The sequence below is a fragment of the Vibrio paucivorans genome, assembly GCF_054053395.1.
In genome coordinates this window covers 3,081,528-3,104,817 of the sequence record NZ_CM133230.1, presented here as the reverse complement: position 1 = coordinate 3,104,817, position 23,290 = coordinate 3,081,528, and the positions used below count along the sequence as shown (strand labels likewise).

At 47.5% G+C, this 23,290-nt stretch carries 11 protein-coding genes, 6 tRNA genes, 6 rRNA genes and 1 pseudogene; 16 read left to right on the top strand and 8 right to left on the bottom strand.

The window, feature by feature from the left end; genetic code table 11:
- Window positions 1-264: 264 nt before the first annotated feature.
- From ACXABW_RS14130 to ACXABW_RS14075, 12 genes are all read left to right on the top strand, one after another.
- Window positions 265-1,817 (top strand): 16S ribosomal RNA (locus tag ACXABW_RS14130).
- A 67-nt stretch (window positions 1,818-1,884) separates the two neighbouring features.
- A tRNA-Ile gene (locus ACXABW_RS14125) sits at window positions 1,885-1,961 on the top strand.
- 43 nt (window positions 1,962-2,004) lie between these two features.
- Window positions 2,005-2,080: transfer RNA gene (locus tag ACXABW_RS14120), tRNA-Ala, on the top strand.
- A 294-nt stretch (window positions 2,081-2,374) separates the two neighbouring features.
- Window positions 2,375-5,264: ribosomal RNA gene (locus ACXABW_RS14115) — 23S ribosomal RNA — on the top strand.
- 161 nt (window positions 5,265-5,425) lie between these two features.
- A 5S ribosomal RNA gene (gene rrf, locus ACXABW_RS14110) occupies window positions 5,426-5,541 on the top strand.
- A gap of 318 nt (window positions 5,542-5,859) precedes the next feature.
- Window positions 5,860-7,412, top strand: a 16S ribosomal RNA gene (locus ACXABW_RS14105).
- 92 nt (window positions 7,413-7,504) lie between these two features.
- Window positions 7,505-7,580 (top strand) — tRNA-Glu (locus tag ACXABW_RS14100).
- Window positions 7,581-7,582: 2 nt separating this feature from the next.
- Window positions 7,583-7,658 (top strand) — tRNA-Lys (locus ACXABW_RS14095).
- Between the two features lie 33 nt (window positions 7,659-7,691).
- A tRNA-Val gene (locus ACXABW_RS14090) sits at window positions 7,692-7,767 on the top strand.
- Window positions 7,768-8,119: 352 nt separating this feature from the next.
- Window positions 8,120-11,009: ribosomal RNA gene (locus ACXABW_RS14085) — 23S ribosomal RNA — on the top strand.
- Between the two features lie 161 nt (window positions 11,010-11,170).
- A 5S ribosomal RNA gene (gene rrf / locus ACXABW_RS14080) occupies window positions 11,171-11,286 on the top strand.
- Together the 16S, 23S and 5S rRNA genes with 6 tRNA genes alongside form the textbook arrangement of a ribosomal RNA operon.
- Before the next feature lie 41 nt (window positions 11,287-11,327).
- Window positions 11,328-11,404: transfer RNA gene (locus ACXABW_RS14075), tRNA-Asp, on the top strand.
- A 215-nt stretch (window positions 11,405-11,619) separates the two neighbouring features.
- Here the strand turns inward: ACXABW_RS14075 and ACXABW_RS14070 are convergent.
- Both ACXABW_RS14070 and ACXABW_RS14065 read right to left on the bottom strand, forming a co-directional pair.
- Window positions 11,620-12,213, bottom strand: coding sequence for a uracil-DNA glycosylase family protein (locus ACXABW_RS14070; RefSeq protein ID WP_457523200.1), 594 nt, complete (start codon window positions 12,211-12,213; stop codon window positions 11,620-11,622).
- Window positions 12,213-13,140, bottom strand: a pseudogene (locus tag ACXABW_RS14065) (D-2-hydroxyacid dehydrogenase). The gene ACXABW_RS14070 and the pseudogene ACXABW_RS14065 overlap by 1 nt, the downstream one beginning before the upstream one ends.
- A 70-nt stretch (window positions 13,141-13,210) precedes the next feature.
- Between ACXABW_RS14065 and ACXABW_RS14060 the strand changes: the two are divergent.
- Window positions 13,211-13,798, top strand: a complete 588-nt coding sequence (locus ACXABW_RS14060) for a YjaG family protein (protein WP_457523198.1) — start codon at window positions 13,211-13,213, stop codon at window positions 13,796-13,798.
- A 33-nt stretch (window positions 13,799-13,831) separates the two neighbouring features.
- On the opposite strand, the gene ACXABW_RS14055 is transcribed toward ACXABW_RS14060, so the two are convergent.
- Complete coding sequence (locus ACXABW_RS14055) at window positions 13,832-14,890, bottom strand: CNNM domain-containing protein (protein ID WP_252028634.1); 1,059 nt, start codon at window positions 14,888-14,890, stop codon at window positions 13,832-13,834.
- 353 nt (window positions 14,891-15,243) lie between these two features.
- Here ACXABW_RS14055 and hupA point away from each other — a divergent pair, with 353 nt between their 5' ends.
- Window positions 15,244-15,516, top strand: coding sequence for a nucleoid-associated protein HU-alpha (hupA, locus tag ACXABW_RS14050; protein ID WP_252028633.1), 273 nt, complete (start codon window positions 15,244-15,246; stop codon window positions 15,514-15,516).
- 45 nt (window positions 15,517-15,561) lie between these two features.
- On the top strand, window positions 15,562-16,257 hold the full coding sequence (locus ACXABW_RS14045; RefSeq protein ID WP_457523197.1) for a DUF1481 domain-containing protein: 696 nt from the start codon (window positions 15,562-15,564) through the stop codon (window positions 16,255-16,257).
- Window positions 16,258-16,320: 63 nt separating this feature from the next.
- Here ACXABW_RS14045 and purD read toward each other — a convergent pair whose 3' ends face one another.
- Entirely contained in the window at window positions 16,321-17,613 is a 1,293-nt protein-coding gene (purD, locus tag ACXABW_RS14040; RefSeq protein WP_252028629.1) for a phosphoribosylamine--glycine ligase, read from the bottom strand.
- Between the two features lie 85 nt (window positions 17,614-17,698).
- Window positions 17,699-19,306 carry a bifunctional phosphoribosylaminoimidazolecarboxamide formyltransferase/IMP cyclohydrolase gene (gene purH / locus ACXABW_RS14035; protein ID WP_457523196.1) on the bottom strand — a complete coding sequence of 536 codons (1,608 nt, stop codon included), beginning with the start codon at window positions 19,304-19,306 and terminating at the stop codon, window positions 17,699-17,701.
- Window positions 19,307-19,590: 284 nt separating this feature from the next.
- Here purH and zntR point away from each other — a divergent pair, with 284 nt between their 5' ends.
- Window positions 19,591-19,998 (top strand): Zn(2+)-responsive transcriptional regulator, encoded by a 408-nt coding sequence (gene zntR / locus ACXABW_RS14030; protein ID WP_252028624.1) that lies wholly within the window; start codon window positions 19,591-19,593, stop codon window positions 19,996-19,998.
- A 20-nt stretch (window positions 19,999-20,018) separates the two neighbouring features.
- Here zntR and ACXABW_RS14025 read toward each other — a convergent pair whose 3' ends face one another.
- From ACXABW_RS14025 to dusB, 3 genes are all read right to left on the bottom strand, one after another.
- Window positions 20,019-21,659, bottom strand: coding sequence for a methyl-accepting chemotaxis protein (locus ACXABW_RS14025; RefSeq protein ID WP_457523195.1), 1,641 nt, complete (start codon window positions 21,657-21,659; stop codon window positions 20,019-20,021).
- 233 nt (window positions 21,660-21,892) lie between these two features.
- The gene (gene fis / locus ACXABW_RS14020; protein ID WP_000462885.1) at window positions 21,893-22,189 is read right to left on the bottom strand and encodes a DNA-binding transcriptional regulator Fis; all 297 of its coding nucleotides are present in this window, start codon (window positions 22,187-22,189) and stop codon (window positions 21,893-21,895) included.
- A 23-nt stretch (window positions 22,190-22,212) separates the two neighbouring features.
- Window positions 22,213-23,181: a tRNA dihydrouridine synthase DusB gene (gene dusB / locus ACXABW_RS14015; RefSeq protein WP_252028620.1), complete on the bottom strand. Its 969-nt coding sequence runs from the start codon at window positions 23,179-23,181 to the stop codon at window positions 22,213-22,215.
- Between the last annotated feature and the right edge of the window lie 109 nt (window positions 23,182-23,290).

Here is a 23,290-nt window from a genome sequence, read left to right as displayed (position 1 = left end):
AAGTAGAGAGCGTATTATACGCGTCCTGCTTAGGTGCTAAGGCACTGAAAGGCAAGCTCTTTAACAATTTAAACCTATCAATCTGTGTGGGCACTCGTTGATGATAATCCAAAAGATTTATCAATGAACTGAGTGACCAAACGAGTCGTCTTTTTATTTGAAAGGACAGCTTGGCACAGTCAATTCACATTACTCTGCTTTTTATAAGCAAAGAAAATGTAATCAGTATTCATTGAGCCGAAGCTTTAAGCTTCAACAAAACTTTAATTGAAGAGTTTGATCATGGCTCAGATTGAACGCTGGCGGCAGGCCTAACACATGCAAGTCGAGCGGAAACGAGTTAACTGAACCTTCGGGGGATGGTAACGGCGTCGAGCGGCGGACGGGTGAGTAATGCCTAGGAAGTTGCCCAGTAGAGGGGGATAACCATTGGAAACGATGGCTAATACCGCATAACCTCTTCGGAGCAAAGCAGGGGACCTTCGGGCCTTGCGCTATTGGATACGCCTAGGTGGGATTAGCTAGTTGGTGAGGTAATGGCTCACCAAGGCGACGATCCCTAGCTGGTCTGAGAGGATGATCAGCCACACTGGAACTGAGACACGGTCCAGACTCCTACGGGAGGCAGCAGTGGGGAATATTGCACAATGGGCGAAAGCCTGATGCAGCCATGCCGCGTGTGTGAAGAAGGCCTTCGGGTTGTAAAGCACTTTCAGCAGTGAGGAAGGCATTAAGATTAATACTCTTAGTGTTTGACGTTAGCTGCAGAAGAAGCACCGGCTAACTCCGTGCCAGCAGCCGCGGTAATACGGAGGGTGCGAGCGTTAATCGGAATTACTGGGCGTAAAGCGCATGCAGGTGGTGGATTAAGTCAGATGTGAAAGCCCGGGGCTCAACCTCGGAACTGCATTTGAAACTGGTTCACTAGAGTACTGTAGAGGGGGGTAGAATTTCAGGTGTAGCGGTGAAATGCGTAGAGATCTGAAGGAATACCGGTGGCGAAGGCGGCCCCCTGGACAGATACTGACACTCAGATGCGAAAGCGTGGGGAGCAAACAGGATTAGATACCCTGGTAGTCCACGCCGTAAACGATGTCTACTTGGAGGTTGTGGCCTTGAGCCGTGGCTTTCGGAGCTAACGCGTTAAGTAGACCGCCTGGGGAGTACGGTCGCAAGATTAAAACTCAAATGAATTGACGGGGGCCCGCACAAGCGGTGGAGCATGTGGTTTAATTCGATGCAACGCGAAGAACCTTACCTACTCTTGACATCCAGAGAACTTTCCAGAGATGGATTGGTGCCTTCGGGAACTCTGAGACAGGTGCTGCATGGCTGTCGTCAGCTCGTGTTGTGAAATGTTGGGTTAAGTCCCGCAACGAGCGCAACCCTTATCCTTGTTTGCCAGCGAGTAATGTCGGGAACTCCAGGGAGACTGCCGGTGATAAACCGGAGGAAGGTGGGGACGACGTCAAGTCATCATGGCCCTTACGAGTAGGGCTACACACGTGCTACAATGGCGCATACAGAGGGCGGCGAGCCAGCGATGGTCAGCGAATCCCAAAAAGTGCGTCGTAGTCCGGATTGGAGTCTGCAACTCGACTCCATGAAGTCGGAATCGCTAGTAATCGTAGATCAGAATGCTACGGTGAATACGTTCCCGGGCCTTGTACACACCGCCCGTCACACCATGGGAGTGGGCTGCAAAAGAAGTGGGTAGTTTAACCTTCGGGAGGACGCTCACCACTTTGTGGTTCATGACTGGGGTGAAGTCGTAACAAGGTAGCCCTAGGGGAACCTGGGGCTGGATCACCTCCTTATACGATGATTATTGCGATGAGTGTTCACACAGATTGATATGGTTTAAGAAGTTTAAGAGACGATACTGGGTCTGTAGCTCAGGTGGTTAGAGCGTTCGCCTGATAAGCGAGAGGTCGGTGGTTCAAGTCCACTCAGACCCACCAATCTTCCTCTCAGGGGATTGGCTGATAGTATCGACACCTTGATGGGGCTATAGCTCAGCTGGGAGAGCGCCTGCCTTGCACGCAGGAGGTCAGCAGTTCGATCCTGCTTAGCTCCACCATCTTTAAGCGCATTAGCGATAGTGCTTTTAAAAATGGTTCTTCAATGAATCTAGCTCTTTAACAATTTGGAAAGCTGACAGATAACAATTTGATTGATTGTTATCTAAATAAAAGTTCTCAAATCCTATGTCTCTTAGAGATGTAGGTACCAACACACATTCAAGTGTTCTTGGGAATAACTTTCGAGTTATTCATATTTGAGTCCGGCAAAATCGAATGTCTCTCGCTCATTCAAATAATGAGAGACAACACCTTGGTTGTTTGCCATACGTAAAGACCCCTTCGGGTTGTATGGTTAAGTGACTAAGCGTACACGGTGGATGCCTTGGCAGTCAGAGGCGATGAAGGACGTATTAACTTGCGATAAGCCCAGATTAGGTAGTAAAAACCATTTGAGTCTGGGATTTCCGAATGGGGAAACCCAACTGCATAAGCAGTTACTGTTAACTGAATACATAGGTTAACAGAGCGAACCCGGGGAACTGAAACATCTAAGTACCCGGAGGAGTAGAAATCAACCGAGATTCCGAAAGTAGCGGCGAGCGAAATTGGACTAGCCCTTAAGCTTTTAATGATGCAGGTGAAGAGTCTGGAAAGTCTCGCGATACAGGGTGATAGCCCCGTAACCGACACATCATAATCAGTGAAATCGAGTAGGGCGGGACACGTGATATCCTGTCTGAATATGGGGGGACCATCCTCCAAGGCTAAATACTACTGACTGACCGATAGTGAACCAGTACCGTGAGGGAAAGGCGAAAAGAACCCCTGTGAGGGGAGTGAAATAGAACCTGAAACCGTGTACGTACAAGCAGTAGGAGCACCTTCGTGGTGTGACTGCGTACCTTTTGTATAATGGGTCAGCGACTTATATTCAGTAGCAAGGTTAACCGATTAGGGGAGCCGTAGAGAAATCGAGTCTTAACTGGGCGTCGAGTTGCTGGATATAGACCCGAAACCAGGTGATCTAGCCATGGGCAGGTTGAAGGTTGAGTAACATCAACTGGAGGACCGAACCGACTAATGTTGAAAAATTAGCGGATGACTTGTGGCTAGGGGTGAAAGGCCAATCAAACCTGGAGATAGCTGGTTCTCCCCGAAATCTATTTAGGTAGAGCCTCGGACGAATACTACTGGGGGTAGAGCACTGTTAAGGCTAGGGGGTCATCCCGACTTACCAACCCTTTGCAAACTCCGAATACCAGTAAGTACTATCCGGGAGACACACGGCGGGTGCTAACGTCCGTCGTGGAGAGGGAAACAACCCAGACCGCCAGCTAAGGTCCCAAAGTATAGCTAAGTGGGAAACGATGTGGGAAGGCTTAGACAGCTAGGATGTTGGCTTAGAAGCAGCCATCATTTAAAGAAAGCGTAATAGCTCACTAGTCGAGTCGGCCTGCGCGGAAGATGTAACGGGGCTAAGCTATACACCGAAGCTGCGGCAATGCAATTTATTGTATTGGGTAGGGGAGCGTTCTGTAAGCCGTTGAAGGTGGATTGTAAAGTCTGCTGGAGGTATCAGAAGTGCGAATGCTGACATGAGTAACGATAAAGGGGGTGAAAAACCTCCTCGCCGGAAGACCAAGGGTTCCTGTCCAACGTTAATCGGGGCAGGGTAAGTCGACCCCTAAGGCGAGGCCGAAAGGCGTAGTCGATGGGAAACGGGTTAATATTCCCGTACTTCTTACAATTGCGATGGGGGGACGGAGAAGGCTAGGTGGGCCTGGCGACGGTTGTCCAGGTTCAAGTGCGTAGGCTTAAGAGTTAGGTAAATCCGGCTCTTTTTAAGGCTGAGACACGATGTCGAGCTACTACGGTAGTGAAGTCATTGATGCCATGCTTCCAGGAAAAGCCTCTAAGCTTCAGATTGTAAGGAATCGTACCCCAAACCGACACAGGTGGTCGGGTAGAGAATACCAAGGCGCTTGAGAGAACTCGGGTGAAGGAACTAGGCAAAATGGTACCGTAACTTCGGGAGAAGGTACGCTCTTGACGGTGAAGTCCCTTGCGGATGGAGCTATTGAGAGTCGCAGATACCAGGTGGCTGCAACTGTTTATTAAAAACACAGCACTGTGCAAAATCGTAAGATGACGTATACGGTGTGACGCCTGCCCGGTGCCGGAAGGTTAATTGATGGGGTTAGACTTCGGTCGAAGCTCTTGATCGAAGCCCCGGTAAACGGCGGCCGTAACTATAACGGTCCTAAGGTAGCGAAATTCCTTGTCGGGTAAGTTCCGACCTGCACGAATGGCGTAATGATGGCCACGCTGTCTCCACCCGAGACTCAGTGAAATTGAAATCGCTGTGAAGATGCAGTGTACCCGCGGCTAGACGGAAAGACCCCGTGAACCTTTACTACAGCTTGGCACTGAACATTGAGCCTACATGTGTAGGATAGGTGGGAGGCTTTGAAGACGGTACGCCAGTATCGTTGGAGCCATCCTTGAAATACCACCCTTGTATGTTTGATGTTCTAACTTAGACCCATTATCTGGGTTGAGGACAGTGCCTGGTGGGTAGTTTGACTGGGGCGGTCTCCTCCCAAAGAGTAACGGAGGAGCACGAAGGTGGGCTAATCACGGTTGGACATCGTGAGGTTAGTGCAATGGCATAAGCCCGCTTGACTGCGAGAATGACAATTCGAGCAGGTGCGAAAGCAGGTCATAGTGATCCGGTGGTTCTGTATGGAAGGGCCATCGCTCAACGGATAAAAGGTACTCCGGGGATAACAGGCTGATACCGCCCAAGAGTTCATATCGACGGCGGTGTTTGGCACCTCGATGTCGGCTCATCACATCCTGGGGCTGAAGTCGGTCCCAAGGGTATGGCTGTTCGCCATTTAAAGTGGTACGCGAGCTGGGTTTAGAACGTCGTGAGACAGTTCGGTCCCTATCTGCCGTGGGCGTTGGAAGATTGAAGGGGGCTGCTCCTAGTACGAGAGGACCGGAGTGGACGAACCTCTGGTGTTCGGGTTGTGTCGCCAGACGCATTGCCCGGTAGCTAAGTTCGGAATCGATAACCGCTGAAAGCATCTAAGCGGGAAGCGAGCCCTGAGATGAGTCTTCCCTGGCGCTTTAAGCGTCCTAAAGGGTTGTTCGAGACTAGAACGTTGATAGGCAGGGTGTGTAAGCGTTGTGAGGCGTTGAGCTAACCTGTACTAATTGCCCGTGAGGCTTAACCATACAACACCCAAGGGGTTTTGATGGACTCAAATAGAACATTGAATGTGTATAAGTAGAACTTAAAATCAGTTTTCCGAATTATTCGATTTGCAAGCAAATCTCACCCTAAAGGGCCGCACTAAAGTGCGTTTGAATTTGCGAGCAAATTGATAAAGAATTTGCTTGGCGACCATAGCGTTGTGGACCCACCTGATTCCATGCCGAACTCAGAAGTGAAACGCAATAGCGCCGATGGTAGTGTGGGGCTTCCCCATGTGAGAGTAGGACATCGCCAGGCTTTAAATCTCGACTTGTCTCATTGAGACGAGTCAACATAAGGTTTTGAGTAAAAAGCTTAGAATTTTATGTTGACTTTCGAAGTAGAGAGCGTATTATACGCGTCCTGCTTAGGTGCTAAGGCACTGAAAGGCAAGCTCTTTAACAATTTAAACCTATCAATCTGTGTGGGCACTCGTTGATGATAATCCAATTAGAAACTTCGGTTTCAAATTAGGTTTCAATGAAACGAAGTGACCATTGAATCTTCGGATTCAGCACAGTCAATTCAAACATTACTTTATGTAATGTTCAGTATTCATTGAGCCGACAAAATCTTAAATTGAAGAGTTTGATCATGGCTCAGATTGAACGCTGGCGGCAGGCCTAACACATGCAAGTCGAGCGGAAACGAGTTAACTGAACCTTCGGGGGATGGTAACGGCGTCGAGCGGCGGACGGGTGAGTAATGCCTAGGAAGTTGCCCAGTAGAGGGGGATAACCATTGGAAACGATGGCTAATACCGCATAACCTCTTCGGAGCAAAGCAGGGGACCTTCGGGCCTTGCGCTATTGGATACGCCTAGGTGGGATTAGCTAGTTGGTGAGGTAATGGCTCACCAAGGCGACGATCCCTAGCTGGTCTGAGAGGATGATCAGCCACACTGGAACTGAGACACGGTCCAGACTCCTACGGGAGGCAGCAGTGGGGAATATTGCACAATGGGCGAAAGCCTGATGCAGCCATGCCGCGTGTGTGAAGAAGGCCTTCGGGTTGTAAAGCACTTTCAGCAGTGAGGAAGGCATTAAGATTAATACTCTTAGTGTTTGACGTTAGCTGCAGAAGAAGCACCGGCTAACTCCGTGCCAGCAGCCGCGGTAATACGGAGGGTGCGAGCGTTAATCGGAATTACTGGGCGTAAAGCGCATGCAGGTGGTGGATTAAGTCAGATGTGAAAGCCCGGGGCTCAACCTCGGAACTGCATTTGAAACTGGTTCACTAGAGTACTGTAGAGGGGGGTAGAATTTCAGGTGTAGCGGTGAAATGCGTAGAGATCTGAAGGAATACCGGTGGCGAAGGCGGCCCCCTGGACAGATACTGACACTCAGATGCGAAAGCGTGGGGAGCAAACAGGATTAGATACCCTGGTAGTCCACGCCGTAAACGATGTCTACTTGGAGGTTGTGGCCTTGAGCCGTGGCTTTCGGAGCTAACGCGTTAAGTAGACCGCCTGGGGAGTACGGTCGCAAGATTAAAACTCAAATGAATTGACGGGGGCCCGCACAAGCGGTGGAGCATGTGGTTTAATTCGATGCAACGCGAAGAACCTTACCTACTCTTGACATCCAGAGAACTTTCCAGAGATGGATTGGTGCCTTCGGGAACTCTGAGACAGGTGCTGCATGGCTGTCGTCAGCTCGTGTTGTGAAATGTTGGGTTAAGTCCCGCAACGAGCGCAACCCTTATCCTTGTTTGCCAGCGAGTAATGTCGGGAACTCCAGGGAGACTGCCGGTGATAAACCGGAGGAAGGTGGGGACGACGTCAAGTCATCATGGCCCTTACGAGTAGGGCTACACACGTGCTACAATGGCGCATACAGAGGGCGGCGAGCCAGCGATGGTCAGCGAATCCCAAAAAGTGCGTCGTAGTCCGGATTGGAGTCTGCAACTCGACTCCATGAAGTCGGAATCGCTAGTAATCGTAGATCAGAATGCTACGGTGAATACGTTCCCGGGCCTTGTACACACCGCCCGTCACACCATGGGAGTGGGCTGCAAAAGAAGTGGGTAGTTTAACCTTCGGGAGGACGCTCACCACTTTGTGGTTCATGACTGGGGTGAAGTCGTAACAAGGTAGCCCTAGGGGAACCTGGGGCTGGATCACCTCCTTATACGATGATTATTGCGATGAGTGTTCACACAGATTGGTATGGTTTAAGAAGTTTAAGAGATAGAGATGTCCCCCAAGACATTTCGCACTAGTGTCCCGTTCGTCTAGAGGCCTAGGACACCGCCCTTTCACGGCGGTAACAGGGGTTCGACTCCCCTACGGGATACCATTGGGTCGTTAGCTCAGTTGGTAGAGCAGTTGACTTTTAATCAATTGGTCGCAGGTTCGAATCCTGCACGACCCACCATTCTTTCTCCACGAAGGAATTAAAACTTTTAGTGGGCGATTAGCTCAGTTGGGAGAGCACCTGCCTTACAAGCAGGGGGTCACTGGTTCGAGCCCGGTATCGCCCACCATTCTCTAAATATTTTTGGAAATTCATTGTCCAAACCACAACAAAATATTGCTGATGGTTCGGATTTTTGACGCCTCCGAAAGTCTTTAGAAAATGTTCTCTAACGAGAAACATGCTCTTTAACAATTTGGAAAGCTGACGAATAACATTTGATTGATGTTATTCAAATAAAAGTTCTCAAATCCTATGTCTCATAGAGATGTAGGTACCAACACACATTCAAGTGTTCTTGGGAATAACTTTCGAGTTATTCATATTTGAGTCCGGCAAAATCGAATGTCTCTCGCTCATTCAAATAATGAGAGACAACACCTTGGTTGTTTGCCATACGTAAAGACCCCTTCGGGTTGTATGGTTAAGTGACTAAGCGTACACGGTGGATGCCTTGGCAGTCAGAGGCGATGAAGGACGTATTAACTTGCGATAAGCCCAGATTAGGTAGTAAAAACCATTTGAGTCTGGGATTTCCGAATGGGGAAACCCAACTGCATAAGCAGTTACTGTTAACTGAATACATAGGTTAACAGGGCGAACCCGGGGAACTGAAACATCTAAGTACCCGGAGGAGTAGAAATCAACCGAGATTCCGAAAGTAGCGGCGAGCGAAATTGGACTAGCCCTTAAGCTTTTAATGATGCAGGTGAAGAGTCTGGAAAGTCTCGCGATACAGGGTGATAGCCCCGTAACCGACACATCATAATCAGTGAAATCGAGTAGGGCGGGACACGTGATATCCTGTCTGAATATGGGGGGACCATCCTCCAAGGCTAAATACTACTGACTGACCGATAGTGAACCAGTACCGTGAGGGAAAGGCGAAAAGAACCCCTGTGAGGGGAGTGAAATAGAACCTGAAACCGTGTACGTACAAGCAGTAGGAGCACCTTCGTGGTGTGACTGCGTACCTTTTGTATAATGGGTCAGCGACTTATATTCAGTAGCAAGGTTAACCGATTAGGGGAGCCGTAGAGAAATCGAGTCTTAACTGGGCGTCGAGTTGCTGGATATAGACCCGAAACCAGGTGATCTAGCCATGGGCAGGTTGAAGGTTGAGTAACATCAACTGGAGGACCGAACCGACTAATGTTGAAAAATTAGCGGATGACTTGTGGCTAGGGGTGAAAGGCCAATCAAACCTGGAGATAGCTGGTTCTCCCCGAAATCTATTTAGGTAGAGCCTCGGACGAATACTACTGGGGGTAGAGCACTGTTAAGGCTAGGGGGTCATCCCGACTTACCAACCCTTTGCAAACTCCGAATACCAGTAAGTACTATCCGGGAGACACACGGCGGGTGCTAACGTCCGTCGTGGAGAGGGAAACAACCCAGACCGCCAGCTAAGGTCCCAAAGTATAGCTAAGTGGGAAACGATGTGGGAAGGCTTAGACAGCTAGGATGTTGGCTTAGAAGCAGCCATCATTTAAAGAAAGCGTAATAGCTCACTAGTCGAGTCGGCCTGCGCGGAAGATGTAACGGGGCTAAGCTATACACCGAAGCTGCGGCAATGCAATTTATTGTATTGGGTAGGGGAGCGTTCTGTAAGCCGTTGAAGGTGGGTTGTAAAGCCTGCTGGAGGTATCAGAAGTGCGAATGCTGACATGAGTAACGATAAAGGGGGTGAAAAACCTCCTCGCCGGAAGACCAAGGGTTCCTGTCCAACGTTAATCGGGGCAGGGTAAGTCGACCCCTAAGGCGAGGCCGAAAGGCGTAGTCGATGGGAAACGGGTTAATATTCCCGTACTTCTTACAATTGCGATGGGGGGACGGAGAAGGCTAGGTGGGCCTGGCGACGGTTGTCCAGGTTCAAGTGCGTAGGCTTGAGAGTTAGGTAAATCCGGCTCTTTTTAAGGCTGAGACACGATGTCGAGCTACTACGGTAGTGAAGTCATTGATGCCATGCTTCCAGGAAAAGCCTCTAAGCTTCAGATTGTAAGGAATCGTACCCCAAACCGACACAGGTGGTCGGGTAGAGAATACCAAGGCGCTTGAGAGAACTCGGGTGAAGGAACTAGGCAAAATGGTACCGTAACTTCGGGAGAAGGTACGCTCTTGACGGTGAAGTCCCTTGCGGATGGAGCTATTGAGAGTCGCAGATACCAGGTGGCTGCAACTGTTTATTAAAAACACAGCACTGTGCAAAATCGTAAGATGACGTATACGGTGTGACGCCTGCCCGGTGCCGGAAGGTTAATTGATGGGGTTAGACTTCGGTCGAAGCTCTTGATCGAAGCCCCGGTAAACGGCGGCCGTAACTATAACGGTCCTAAGGTAGCGAAATTCCTTGTCGGGTAAGTTCCGACCTGCACGAATGGCGTAATGATGGCCACGCTGTCTCCACCCGAGACTCAGTGAAATTGAAATCGCTGTGAAGATGCAGTGTACCCGCGGCTAGACGGAAAGACCCCGTGAACCTTTACTACAGCTTGGCACTGAACATTGAGCCTACATGTGTAGGATAGGTGGGAGGCTTTGAAGACGGTACGCCAGTATCGTTGGAGCCATCCTTGAAATACCACCCTTGTATGTTTGATGTTCTAACTTAGACCCATTATCTGGGTTGAGGACAGTGCCTGGTGGGTAGTTTGACTGGGGCGGTCTCCTCCCAAAGAGTAACGGAGGAGCACGAAGGTGGGCTAATCACGGTTGGACATCGTGAGGTTAGTGCAATGGCATAAGCCCGCTTGACTGCGAGAATGACAATTCGAGCAGGTGCGAAAGCAGGTCATAGTGATCCGGTGGTTCTGTATGGAAGGGCCATCGCTCAACGGATAAAAGGTACTCCGGGGATAACAGGCTGATACCGCCCAAGAGTTCATATCGACGGCGGTGTTTGGCACCTCGATGTCGGCTCATCACATCCTGGGGCTGAAGTCGGTCCCAAGGGTATGGCTGTTCGCCATTTAAAGTGGTACGCGAGCTGGGTTTAGAACGTCGTGAGACAGTTCGGTCCCTATCTGCCGTGGGCGTTGGAAGATTGAAGGGGGCTGCTCCTAGTACGAGAGGACCGGAGTGGACGAACCTCTGGTGTTCGGGTTGTGTCGCCAGACGCATTGCCCGGTAGCTAAGTTCGGAATCGATAACCGCTGAAAGCATCTAAGCGGGAAGCGAGCCCTGAGATGAGTCTTCCCTGGCGCTTTAAGCGTCCTAAAGGGTTGTTCGAGACTAGAACGTTGATAGGCAGGGTGTGTAAGCGTTGTGAGGCGTTGAGCTAACCTGTACTAATTGCCCGTGAGGCTTAACCATACAACACCCAAGGGGTTTTGATGGACTCAAATAGAACATTGAATGTGTATAAGTAGAACTTAAAATCAGTTTTCCGAATTATTCGATTTGCAAGCAAATCTCACCCTAAAGGGCCGCACTAAAGTGCGTTTGAATTTGCGAGCAAATTGATAAAGAATTTGCTTGGCGACCATAGCGTTGTGGACCCACCTGATTCCATGCCGAACTCAGAAGTGAAACGCAATAGCGCCGATGGTAGTGTGGGGCTTCCCCATGTGAGAGTAGGACATCGCCAGGCTTTAAATTTAGTACATCTGCTCAGGCGGATGATACCACTGCGGAGTGGTAGTTCAGTTGGTTAGAATACCGGCCTGTCACGCCGGGGGTCGCGGGTTCGAGTCCCGTCCACTCCGCCATTTATTTCGAGACCTCAGCAGAAATGCTGAGGTCTTTTTGTATTTGGAGCAAATGAAAATAGCGAATTACCAACATAGAGTTGTCACTCAGTCGGTTAGGCTATGTAGAAAAGCCCAGTCAAAAGACTGGGCTTTTTAGTGTCGAGCACTTGGTTTCCCTTATAGAGAGACCTATTCTGAAGAAGTTTATCTGTTTTATGTGGTACGGTGCTCTACTACTGTGACTTAGATTCGTCCTTTTCTAAGTATTGATGTACGTATGTCCTTATGTAGGGGACAACCTCTTGTTCGAACCAAGGGTTACGCTTGAGCCAGAGTGTATTTCTTGGGGAGGGGTGAGGCATTGGTATTTGCTTTGGTGCCCAATGCTGCCAGTTTTTAACTGTCTCTGTCAGAGTACTTGGTTTATCTGGGAGATAATAGTTTTGTGCATATTGCCCGATGAGTAGTGTCATTCCCACTTGTGGCATTAGCTCTAGCAATCTCTTATGCCACAAGGGAGCACATTCGGGCCTAGGTGGAAGATCACCACTTTTTCCTTTTCCTGGGTAACAAAAGCCCATAGGAACAATAGCGATCTTGCTACTGTCATAGAAGTCGCTCTTGTCTAACTGTAACCACTTCCTTAAGCGGTCACCGCTTGGGTCATTCCATGGTATTGAAGTTTGATGGACTTTTAGCCCTGGTGCTTGGCCTATGATAAGAAGTTTTGAGGTACGTGACGCTTGTACAACTGGATTTGGGCCTAAATCTAGGTGATTTGCACAGGTTTGGCACTGTTTTATATGGCTAAGTAACTGGTCAAGCATCAGTAACCTCGAGAAAAGTCGACCAAATTGTTGAGTTTAAAACCGTCACGCCAACGCAGGTAGTTGTCCTTGAACTGTTCAACAACCTGATAAGGGAAGCTACTCGCTGCAATATGCGGTGTAATAGTAATCTTTTCGTTGTCCCATAGCTCTGATTCACCTTCTATTGGTTCTTTGCTAAAGACGTCCAAAAATGCGTGTGCAATATTTTGGTTCTTAATTGCGGCTAACAACCCGACCAGATCCACAGTTTGCCCTCTACCTACGTTGAACAGTATTGCGTTATGGCAGCTATTTAGGCTTTCGATATGTAAGTAAGCCAGCAGTGTCTTTGGTCGCAGGAAGTGTGTTTACGATGATATCTGCATTGGTAAGTGCTGTTGCTAACTCATGTATGTGATAAGTATCGACAAATGGAGAATCTTTGGCAGGAATACCGGTCCGATTAAGACCGATGGTTTTGATTCCAAATGCATTGGCTGTTTTCGCTAGAAAGCTGCCAATAGAGCCAGTACCCAATATCACCATTTGTTTTCCTTGCAGGGAGGAATAGCTGTGTGGCTGCCATTGTTTATTCTTTTGCTGCTCTTGATAAGTGTTGAAATGACGATAATGCGAAATAGTGTAGCCCAACACATATTCGGAGATCTGCTGACCAAAGATCCCTTTTACATTAGTGAGTTCGTAATCGTTACGCAGTTCAGGTTTCGTTAAAGCATCAATACCAGCATACACGGATTGTAGCCACTCTAGCTGAGAAAATTCTTCTAGGTGCTTTGCCACTAGAGGAGGAGATGCTAGAAGAATCGTAGCTTGTGATCGATCTGAGGTTATCTCTAAGTCTGGTAATGCGTGTTTTTCTAACTCGTGGATATAAGTTTGGTCTTGCTCTGTAAGAATATAGAGCTTATGAGAGAAATTATTCATTCGCTTGCTTTTTTCCCTGTTGGTTATCAAGTACACTTCCGCTGTCTTTTTCTGCAACGATCGAGTGACTATGCTACAGAATCCTCTTCAGGTTCGTCTTGAGAAGTTTGAACCCTGGCAACAGATTACCTTTATGGCGTGCTTATGTGAGCGTATGTACCCTAACTATGCCATGTTTTGTGAGAATACAGAATTCGCAGAAGCACGCATCTACCGAGATATTCTCGACAGTGTCTGGGAACTGTTGACGGTAAAGAACGCCAAAGTAAACTTTGAGCGTCAACTTGAGAAGTTGGAAGAGATTATTCCTAGCTCTGAAGAATTCGATTTCTATGGTGTTTACCCAGCTATCGATGCGTGTATAGGTTTGTCGACGTTACTGCATGGTTTGTTAGATCGAGATGATCTATACGAAAGCATGCAGAAAGTCAGTCAACAATCGGTAGTGACGGTCGCTCAACTAGAAGAAGCCCAAACCGGTGAAGAAGTGACTAATGATACACAGAAGTTAAATGAAGCTGTTTGTGCTGAGTGGGATGTGCAGTGGGCGATCTTTAGGCCACTACGTGAAGCGGTGGAAAGAGATATTGATTTAATCAAAGATCTTCGCCAAGAATTACGTGATGAAGCGGTCAGCAATATCGGCGTCACATTATAGAATTGAAAAGGGGAGCAGTTAGCTCCCCTTTTATTATTCTTCTTCGTCTCTACTTTCGATTACACCGTGGGTCTTCTTCCACTTTTCCCAGCGTTCGAACGCCAGTTCTTGCATATCGGTTGCTTTATCAGCTTCGTCGACGATCTCTTCACCTAGCAAATGTTCAAAGATGTCTTCGAGAGTTAGGATACCCTGAACGGTACCGTATTCATCAACCACCATAGCGAGTTGAAGGCGATTAGTCATCATCTGATCAAAGGCTTTAGGCAGAGTTAGGTTGTTCAATAGCACATGAACAGGACGCATTACCGCACCTAGCTGTTTCTCACCACTACCACCCTGTTGGAGCTTAAACAGCTCTAGACGGTGCACAAAGCCGATAATATTGTCTTTGCTTTGGCTGTAAACCAAAGGGCGCGAAAATGGCGTGTCGCGGTGCTCTATTAAGAACTCGTTAATGGTTGATTCTGCGTCCACACGAAACACAACAGGCCTTGGAGTCATGATTTGAGTTACAGGAATGTCCTGTAATCCTAGCAAGTTGTTTAGGATCTTAGACTCACCATCTGCAAACTCACCACTCTCATTTGCAAGCATTGCCATAGCAGAAAGCTCATCGCGCATTTTAGGTGCTTCGTGTCCACGAGCTAGGCGTTTTGTAATTTGTTCAGAGAACCATACAAACGGTGTTAGAGCCCAAACCATCCAACGAAGTGTTGTTGCTGCCGCTGGAGCTAGTTGGCGCCAGTATGTCGCACCGATGGTTTTTGGTACGATTTCAGACAGAACCAGAATACCCAGAGTTAGCACACCTGAGAATACACCAAGCCACTCACTACCAAATACTACGGCAGCTTGGGCACCTGCAGTCGCAGCACCGATGGTATGAGCGATAGTGTTTAGAGTAAGAATAGAAGCAAGGGGTCGGTCAATGTCTTCTTTTAGCTTGTTGAGTTTATCTGCAGCAGGGTGCCCTTTTTGGCGCATTTGCGCTAGGTAGCTAGGAGTGATACTTAGTAACACTGCTTCGAGTACTGAACAGATGAAAGATACGCCAATTGCAATCGAGACGTATATGGTTAGCAGCAACATAAATGTCCTTTAATAGGTGATACCACTCCCCAATTTTGCGTTATTACTCATTTGATTTGTCAATCTTTTGTGAGTTTCGCTATACCTGTGCATTATTGGTGTGCGTATTTTGTATTCGCTGAATCCCCCGAAATATCAGGCTTCTCGGTCATTCAGTGATCATTAAATTGGGGTGATTATGAATTAAAACAAGTCATTGACTAGCCCGATTCGGTAACAAATTGTGAGTTAATGCTCATATTATGGTTAAAAGTACGTCATTAAAGCGAAAGATCAGCGACAAACCTTTGCCAGATGAGGCATTTATGCATTAGAGTGAGTTGAACTCGATAACACATAAGAAGGGAAACCTAATGAACAAGACCCAATTAATCGACTTTATCGCAGAGAAAGCAGATCTATCTAAAGCACAAGCTAAAGCTGCTCTTGAAGCTACTCTTGGCGGTGTAACTGACGCACTTAAAGAGGGTGACCAGGTTCAACTAATTGGTTTTGGTACATTCAAAGTAAACCACCGTGCAGCTCGTACAGGTCGCAACCCAAAAACTGGTGCTGAGATCCAAATCGCTGCAGCAAACGTACCTGCTTTCGTAGCGGGTAAAGCACTGAAAGATTCAGTGAAATAATTTAAACTACGCCGAGGTAATTTTATCTCGGCGTAATTTCCATTTATGAACAAAGTCTTTTTATCTTCACTAATCACTTCTCTACTCCTAGGTTGTTCTTCAACCGTCCCTAGCCCAAATTTAGATCAGTTTTCCCATTACACTGGCGGCCAGTCCATGGGAGATGCAACCAGCTTCTATTGGTATACCGAAAGGCTAACTCAGCCAAGCTCTGCGGCAGACTATGTATCGTCTGGTGATTACGGCTGGTATAAAACCGATTACCGTTGGGATGATGGTACGGTTAGAGAGATGATTCGTGAAGGTGAACAGTTAAAGCAAAACACTAAGCTTGTGCCGTATCGCGTCCATGTTCGCTTCAATAAGGAAGGAGAAGCGGTGTACCAGCAATATCGAGTGGATGGAAAGGTGCTTCCCCTCACTCAAGAGCAGCTGCTTCGTTATCAGAAAGAGGCGGATTCCATTGCGACGGTAACCAAAGAGCAAGACAGCGAAGGAATGGAGCTGATACAAGGCTACTGGGACGGCTCTAAGTTTGAGACCTGTAATGGCCAGGTGTATGACAAAATCGAGTTCAACCAAACGTTGCCGAGTTTTGTAGTAAATCGTTTAGCGGCGATTGATAGCTATGTAGCGTTTTTAGGGAAAACTCGCTTAAGTAAAGTGACAGTCGAAGAGCTATTGATGCTGGCTGATGAAGATCACGAGTGTATAGCGAAGCCTGACATGCTGAGTGAATAATTTAACATGCAATAAAAAGGCGCTATTCGACAGCGCCTTTTTTAATGTATGTAGCTTTAGAGCTTACTGTGCTTGCTGCTCACGTTCAATTGCACGGTAGCCAATGTCATTACGGTGGAACATACCATTCCAGCTCACTTGCTTAGCTAGAGCGTATGCTTTCTCCTGAGCTTCAGAAACACTGTTACCTAGAGCTGTTGCACACAGAACACGACCACCGTTAGTGACAACTTCGCCTGCTGCGTTGTTTGCTGTACCCGCATGGAAGATTTTTTGACCTTCAACTTCGTTGGCTGGTAGTGAGATTACATCACCTTTTGCGTAGTCTGCTGGGTAACCGCCAGCTGCCAGAACAACACCGATAGAAGCGCGTGGGTCCCATTTAGACTCTGCTTCATCTAGTTTCTCGTCGATAGCCATTAGACATAGTTCAACTAAGTCAGACTCCATACGCATCATGATAGGTTGCGTTTCTGGGTCACCGAAGCGGCAGTTGTACTCGATAACTTTTGGCGTACCGTCTTTATCGATCATAAGACCAGCGTATAAGAAACCTGTGTATGGGTGACCTTCCGCATCCATGCCACGAACCGTTGGGTAGATAACCTCTTCCAAGATGCGCTCGTGGATTTCTGGAGTAACTACTGGAGCAGGAGAATAAGCACCCATGCCGCCTGTGTTAGGGCCAGTATCTTTATCGCCAACGCGTTTGTGATCTTGGCTAGTAGCCATCGGCAGAACACTTTGGCCATCAACCATCACGATGAAGCTTGCTTCTTCGCCTTCAAGGAACTCCTCGATAACCACGCGGCTGCCTGCTTCGCCAAATGCGTTGCCCGCTAGCATGTCTTTGATTGCGTCTTCTGCTTCTTCTAGAGTCATCGCAACGATAACGCCTTTACCCGCCGCAAGGCCGTCCGCTTTGACTACGATTGGAGCGCCTTGCTCACGAACGTAAGCGATAGCTGGCTCAATCTCTGTGAAGTTTGCGTAAGCACCTGTAGGGATCTTATGGCGAGCAAGGAAATCTTTAGTGAATGCTTTTGAGCCTTCTAGCTGCGCTGCTGCTTCTGTAGGACCGAAGATTGGTAGGCCAGCTTCACGGAAGGCGTCAACCACACCAATCACTAGTGGTGCCTCTGGGCCAACAATTGTTAGTTCTATTTTCTTCTCTTGCGCGAAAGCAACCAGTTCAGAAATTGCTTCAACACCAATGTTTACGTTCTCAAGCTTTGGTTCAAGCTCTGTGCCTGCGTTACCTGGCGCAACGAATACTGTTTCAACGTTTGGGTTTTGTGCTGCTTTCCAACCCAAAGCATGTTCTCTACCGCCAGCACCGATGATTAATACGTTCATGTTTCAATCCTTAAGTCTTTAATTCTTAAAAGCCCCTCAAAGTTGAGAGGCTCGATAATTACTAATCGTTTAGATAAACAGGAAATTAGTGGCGGAAGTGACGCATGCCCGTAAAGATCATCGCCATGCCGTGCTCGTCTGCTGCAGCGATAACTTCGTCATCACGCATAGAGCCGCCCGGTTGGATAACACACTTGATGCCCGCTTCTGCTGCCGCGTCGATACCGTCACGGAATGGGAAGAATGCATCGGATGCCATTACACAACCTTCAACCTGTAGACCTTCGTCTGCCGCTTTGATGCCTGCGATTTTCGCAGAGTAAACGCGGCTCATTTGACCTGCGCCTACGCCGATAGTCATGTCACCTTTCGAGTAAACGATCGCGTTAGATTTCACGTACTTCGCTACTTTCCAGCAGAATAGTGCGTCTTTTAGCTCTTCAGCGGTTGGTTGACGCTTAGAAACTACTTTAAGGTCATCTTCAGACACCATGCCTTGGTCGCGGTCTTGAACTAGTAGGCCGCCGTTAACGCGTTTCACGTCAAAGCCAGTTGTCTTAGTTGTCCACTCACCACACTCAAGTAGGCGAAGGTTTTTCTTAGCCGCTACGATTTCTACTGCTTCAGCAGAAACAGAAGGAGCAATGATAACTTCAACGAATTGGCGCTCAGTGATAGCCGTTGCTGTTGCTGCATCTAGTTCGCGGTTGAATGCGATGATGCCACCAAATGCAGACGTTGGGTCTGTTTTGAACGCACGGTCGTAAGCTTCTAGGATGTCTTTACCTAGTGCTACACCACATGGGTTAGCGTGCTTAACGATCACACATGCTGGCTCGTCGAACTCTTTCACACACTCAAGTGCTGCATCTGTGTCAGCGATGTTGTTGTAAGAAAGGGCTTTACCTTGGATTTGGCGAGCAGTAGAAACAGACGCTTCTTCAGGGTTCGCTTCAACGTAGAATGCGGCTGCTTGGTGGCTGTTCTCACCGTAGCGCATGTCTTGTTTCTTCTCGAACTGTTGGTTGAATGTGCGAGGGAATTTACTTTTGTTCTCAGGAGAAGGTTCATCACCTTCCTTGTTCTCACCGTAAGATGGAACCATAGTGCCGAAGTAGTTAGCGATCATACCGTCGTAAGAAGCTGTGTGCTCGAATGCTGCGATAGCTAGGTCGAAACGAGTTTCTAGTGTTAGAGATTTCTCGTTCGCGTCCATTTCAGCAATAACACGGTCGTAGTCGTGAGCGTTAACAACGATAGTTACGTCTTTGTGGTTTTTAGCCGCCGAACGAACCATTGTTGGACCACCGATATCGATGTTTTCTACCGCGTCTGCAAGAGTACAACCTTCTTTAGCAACGGTTTCTGCGAATGGGTATAGGTTAACAACAACCATATCGATAGGATTGATGCCGTGAGTTTCCATCACTTCATCATCTTGACCACGACGACCTAGAACACCACCGTGAACTTTAGGGTGAAGAGTCTTAACGCGACCGTCCATCATTTCAGGGAAACCAGTGTAATCAGAGACTTCAGTTACTGAAATACCTTGTTCCGCAAGTAGGCGAGCAGTACCGCCAGTCGAAAGGATATCAACACCACGGTTAGCGAGCGCTTGGGCAAATTCAACAATACCAGTTTTGTCTGATACGCTGATTAGAGCGCGGCGAATAGGACGAGCGTTAGTCATGCTTCCATTTCCTCAATGTCACAGAGTTTATAAATAAGATAAAGATATTTGCCAAAAGTGAACTTGTTCTTACTCTTCTTGGTAGGGAGGAGTAAAATATTGGCCAGTTTTGGTAAAGACCTTTCCAGTACAATCTGGTTATAAAGTAGTCTCTGAGTTTGATGGCGCACATTCTAACTAATTTATTACAAAAAAGCTCGCGCAATCGTTTGGCATCACAAAAATATTTATGAAAAAGTCGTTATTAGCCTTAAAAAGTAACGAGATAGTTAATAAGGGAAGTTATGTTTCAGATCGGTGAATTGGCAAAGCGCTGTGGTGTGACGGCTGATACACTGCGGTTCTACGAAAAGAACCTGTTGATTCAGCCTGCCGGGCGCAGTGATTCTGGCTATCGTTTATATAATGAAGAGAACCAAAAACAGGTCAGTTTTATCTTGAAAGCAAAGGATTTAGGCCTGAGCTTGGATGAGATTAAAGAGTTGCTGGAAATTAAATTAGAAGCAACTGAGCATAGCTGCTCTGAAGTGAAATCAATCACGAGTGCTAAGCTGGCTCTGATTGATGAGAAAATCTCCGAATTGACTCGTATTCGAGGGGCGCTTAAGAAGATTAACGATGCATGTTGTGGTGCAGACAACGACGATGCCAGTCACTGTTCTATTCTAGCTGCGTTAGATGATGAGGCCTGATGCCTCATCATCTTTCCTAATTAGACTTTAAACATCCCTAGGTTAGCTTGCAGTTGCTGACCGCTGTCCATCATGTTGGAACTGGCTTGAGCGACTTGTTCTGCTTGAGAGGTAGTCTGAGCGCTATTGTCAGCAATGCTAGTCAGATTTTGGCTGATTTCATCGGTGGCCAATGTTTGCTGAGAACTTGCCTCTGCGATTTGCTCATTGAGAGATAAGATAATGTTGACCTGCTCTTCGATGGCACTGAGAGCTTGTTTCGCCAATTCGGCTTGTTCTTGGGTTTGAGCCGATTGAACTTGAGTTTGTGCCATTGATTCGGAGACTTCTTTTGCCCGTGATTGGAGGCTGGAGATAATCTGTTCTATTTCATCGGTACTCGCTTGAGTACGAGTAGCCAATGTTCTTACTTCGTCAGCGACTACTGCAAAGCCTCGTCCTTGTTCTCCTGCTCGAGCGGCCTCGATAGCAGCGTTAAGCGCCAGTAAATTCGTTTGTTCTGCAATACCTCGAATCACATCCAGTACTGTACCCACATCTTGTGAGTCTTGCGCGAGTTTATGTGTATTGGTTTCGGTTTCACTCAGCTGGCTCGATAGAGTATCGATTTGATGTGAGGCTTGAACAATGACATCTGCACCTTGTGAACCTTTCTGGCTGGCTTCCTGAGCGGCATTCGCTGCGTTTTGAGCAGCATTAGCGACTTCTTGGTTGCTGGCGTGCAGCTCATTCACTGCTGAAGCTACGGTATCTACCGCTTGTTGCTGTTGATTCGCTTTCGAAGAGCTATCTTGTGCGACATGATTTAACTCGACAGCAGCGGAGGTGACGTTTTCGCTCACTGGGGTCATGTCGAGCACGATCGAGCGGATTTTATTGGTGAACTGGTTAAATGCGATGGCAATGTGTGAGAGTTCGTCGTTCCCTTTTTCTGACAGTTTCTTGGTGAGGTCTCTATCACCACTTGCGATGTCATTTAGGGCATCTAATGTCTCCTGACAAGGGTTGCTGATACTGCGACTGATCCACAAGGCAAGGACAATCATAACTGAAAGAGAGATGACCAGCGCCACCATGACTAAACGTATTCTTTCCCAAACCAGTGCATTAACGTCATCAATGTACACACCTGTGCCGATGATCCACCCCCAAGGCTTGAAAAGCTTGATGTAAGAGGTTTTCTCAACATCGGTTTCTGAGCCCGGCTTAGGCCACATATAGTTTACGAAGCCTTGATTCTTGGCTTTAACCACGTTTACAAACTCAACAAATAGCTTCTTACCTGTTGGGTCTTTCACACCCGAGACATCTTTACCGTTGAGAGCAGGCTTGATTGGGTGCATCACCATGGTTGGGTGCATGTCATTAATCCAGAAATAGTCTTTACCCTCGTAGCGCATTTTTTCTACGGCTTGTTTAGCCATCATTTGCGCCTCCTCCTGAGTCATTGCTCCCGCGACTTGTTGCTGGTGGAAGTGACTGACCATGCTGTGGGCAGACTCAACAAGATGGCGTGTCTTGAGCTGTTTAGCGGTCATTAAGTCACTTTGGTATTGGTTGATGACATACCAAAGAGGTACTAGCAGCAATGCGGTGATAAGAGCGCTCAGCAAGATGAGCCTTTTTTGAATAGACATCGAGCGCAGGCTAAATTGGTTCATAGTGCTTCCCTTTCATTGGAGTTATTTATCGGGCCACCAATAGGCTAATGTGGTCTTTATCAATAAATGTAGTGGAGAGATGACTATTTGGGTAGTGAAGAGGAAGTGGGTATTTGCTGCTTAAAGTGTGTAGGTTTTGTGGAGTAGAACTAACTTGAGAGCATAAGCGCTAAAACAAAAAACCGCGTACTCATCGAGCACACGGTTTAAAACACCTGAACGGAGAACTTAGATTAGTTCATGCCGTATTTTTTTAGTTTCTTACGAAGAGTACCGCGGTTGATGCCCATCATAGTTGCTGCGCGAGTTTGGTTACCGCGAGTGTACTGCATGATGGTATCTAGTAGTGGCTGTTCAACTTCAGCTAGAACTAATTCGTATAGTTCAGTTACTTCTTGGCCGTTTAATTGAGCCAAGTAGTTTTTAAGAGATGCTTTAACGGAATCACGTAGTGGCTTTTGCGTGATTTGATCCTGTGAAGTTACGGTAGTTACTGTTAAAGCTTCTGAAGTCAGATTTTGTTCGAACATATTCGGTCTAGCTCTTCTCTTAATTATGATGCAACGTTATCAAAATAACCTTCTAACGCTTCAAGTTGCAGCTCTGCTGCTTCAATAGCGTTGAAGGTACGGCGAAACTCACTCGCTTGCTCATGCTCTTTTAAGTACCAACCCACGTGCTTACGAGCAATGCGGGGGCCTAGATACTCGCCATAAAAACTATGGAGAGCGTTCACATGACCAAGCAGTATGTCTTTCACTTCCTTATAAGGAAGCTCAGGCATAGTGGTGCCGTTTTCCAAATAGTGTTGGATTTCTTGAAAAATCCACGGACGACCTTGGGCAGGGCGTCCAATCATCAAAGCGTCTGCACCGGTATAATCCAGTACATACTTCGCTTTCTCTGGGCTATCGATATCACCGTTAGCGATAACCGGAATTGAGATAGCTTGCTTCACCGCTTTGATGCTGTCGTATTCGGCCTCACCTTTGTACATACAAGCCTTTGTTCTACCGTGTAGTGCAAGTGCTTGAATGCCGCAGTCTTCGGCTAATTTAGCGATTTGGACACAGTTTTTGTTATCTGTATCCCAGCCAGTACGGGTTTTTAGTGTCACGGGGACATCTACTGCTTTGACTACAGCACGCAGAATCTGTTCAATGATTTCTGGGTACTGGAGTAGCGCAGAGCCGGCTAGCTTCTTATTCACTTTTTTTGCTGGGCAACCCATATTGATATCGATGATTTGTGCACCGTTCTCAACACTGAACTGAGCTGCGTCGGCCATAAGCTGTGGGTCAGCTCCCGCAATTTGTACAGAGCGAATGCCCGATTCGCCTTCATGCACCATGCGTTGCTTCGACTTTGACGTTTTCCATAGCTTTGGGTTTGAGGACATCATTTCACTGACGGCCATGCCCGCACCATAGCGAAGGCACAACTCTCGGAACGGTCTATCCGTAACTCCAGCCATTGGGGCTACGATTAGATTGTTCTTAAGTTGATAGTTTCCGATTTTCAAAACGTCATCACAGTTCTGTACCAGCAAGGGCGCGCATTTTACGCATTTTTTCGCTGCGTGAAAAGACTAATATTTGAGCATTTACAATTTGTTTTTGCGAATTGTTTAA

What these genes read in the sequence shown, in the direction of transcription:
- ACXABW_RS14045 (WP_457523197.1), top strand. Translation starts at nt 15,562, where the DNA reads ATGAACAAAGTCTTTTTATCTTCACTAATCACTTCTCTACTCCTAGGT.
- purD (WP_252028629.1), bottom strand. Translation starts at nt 17,613, where the DNA reads ATGAACGTATTAATCATCGGTGCTGGCGGTAGAGAACATGCTTTGGGT.
- purH (WP_457523196.1), bottom strand. Translation starts at nt 19,306, where the DNA reads ATGACTAACGCTCGTCCTATTCGCCGCGCTCTAATCAGCGTATCAGAC.
- ACXABW_RS14055 (WP_252028634.1), bottom strand. Translation starts at nt 14,890, where the DNA reads ATGTTGCTGCTAACCATATACGTCTCGATTGCAATTGGCGTATCTTTC.
- fis (WP_000462885.1), bottom strand. Translation starts at nt 22,189, where the DNA reads ATGTTCGAACAAAATCTGACTTCAGAAGCTTTAACAGTAACTACCGTA.
- zntR (WP_252028624.1), top strand. Translation starts at nt 19,591, where the DNA reads ATGTTTCAGATCGGTGAATTGGCAAAGCGCTGTGGTGTGACGGCTGAT.
- hupA (WP_252028633.1), top strand. Translation starts at nt 15,244, where the DNA reads ATGAACAAGACCCAATTAATCGACTTTATCGCAGAGAAAGCAGATCTA.
- ACXABW_RS14070 (WP_457523200.1), bottom strand. Translation starts at nt 12,213, where the DNA reads ATGCTTGACCAGTTACTTAGCCATATAAAACAGTGCCAAACCTGTGCA.
- ACXABW_RS14060 (WP_457523198.1), top strand. Translation starts at nt 13,211, where the DNA reads ATGCTACAGAATCCTCTTCAGGTTCGTCTTGAGAAGTTTGAACCCTGG.
- ACXABW_RS14025 (WP_457523195.1), bottom strand. Translation starts at nt 21,659, where the DNA reads ATGAACCAATTTAGCCTGCGCTCGATGTCTATTCAAAAAAGGCTCATC.